General features: G+C 63.9%; 2 protein-coding genes. Both read right to left on the bottom strand.

Annotated elements, in window-relative coordinates; translation table 11 throughout:
- Positions 1–398: 398 nt before the first annotated feature.
- On the bottom strand, positions 399–503 hold the full coding sequence (locus BSK43_RS35465; protein ID WP_246662453.1) for a hypothetical protein: 105 nt from the start codon (positions 501–503) through the stop codon (positions 399–401).
- 225 nt (positions 504–728) lie between these two features.
- Positions 729–1115 (bottom strand): transporter substrate-binding domain-containing protein (locus BSK43_RS35460; protein ID WP_246662452.1); only part of this gene is annotated, 387 nt, incomplete at its 5' end.

Here is a 1115-nt window from a genome sequence, read left to right as displayed (position 1 = left end):
GGATTCAGGTCGATGTAGTCGTCGTAGCCGAGTTGCGGGGCGACCCAGTTCAGCAGGCCCTGGCCGCCGTAGAAGATCAGCAGGATCAGCACTAGGTCGGGGGATGCCGCGCACTACCGTGGCGTACAGGTCGCCGCACCAGGCCAGCCAGCGCACCGGCGACAGGCGGAAGGCTGCGCCCAGCAGGCCGAGGACGATGGCCAGGAGCATGGAAAGCAGGGCCAGCTGGAGAGTCAGCCAGGCGCCATCGACGATGGTCGCACCGTAGCCAGTGATCATCAAAACGGTACCTCTATGCAGCTAATGCAGCGCTAAAGCAGTGGCGTCCACTCAATAAAAAGTAGGCGCAACAACACGCGAGGCGTCGCGGACGTTTGTGCCACCTCTGACGGATAGCGTCAGTTCGAACCGTAGACGTCGAAGCTGAAGTACTTGTCCTGGATCTGCTTGTACTTGCCGTTGGCGCGCAGCGCGTCGATGGCAGCGTTGAACTTGCCGGCCAGCTCGCTATCGCCCCTTGCGTACGGCGATGCCGACGCCTTCGCCGAAGTACTTGGCGTCGGGTCAGTTGCGGACCGAGAAGGCGTAGCCCCTTGCCGGCATCGGTCTTGAGGAAGCCGTCCTCGAGGTTCACCGAGTCGGCGACCACCGCGTCGAGGCGACCGGCCACCAGGTCCATGTTGGCTTCCTGCTGGGAGTTGTAGCGCACCACCTCGACGCGGCCGGGGTCAGTTCGGCGGAGGCGTAGCGGTCGGCGGTGCGCCGCGCAGCACGCCGGCCTTCTTGCCCTTCAGGTCGGCCTTGGGATCGTTGAGGCTGGCGCCTTCCTTCATCACGAAGCGCGCCGGAGTGTTGTAGTACTTGTTGGTGAAGTCCACCGAACGCTTGCGCTCGTCGGTGATGGTCATCGACGAGAGGATCGCATCGATCTTGCGCACCTTGAGCGCCGGGATCAGGCCGTCGAACTCCTGCTCGACCCACTTGCACTGCACCTTCATCTCTTCGCAGAGGGCGTTGCCGATATCCACGTCGAAGCCTGCCAGCTGGCCGTCCGGGGTCTTCAGCGAGAACGGCGGGTAGGCCGCCTCGATGCCGATGCGCACCGGCTTGTCGGC

It is taken from the genome of Rhizobium sp. P44RR-XXIV, from assembly GCF_001999485.2.
Taxonomy (GTDB): Bacteria; Pseudomonadota; Alphaproteobacteria; order Rhizobiales; family Rhizobiaceae; genus Rhizobium.
This window is presented reverse-complemented; position numbering and strand designations above follow the sequence as displayed.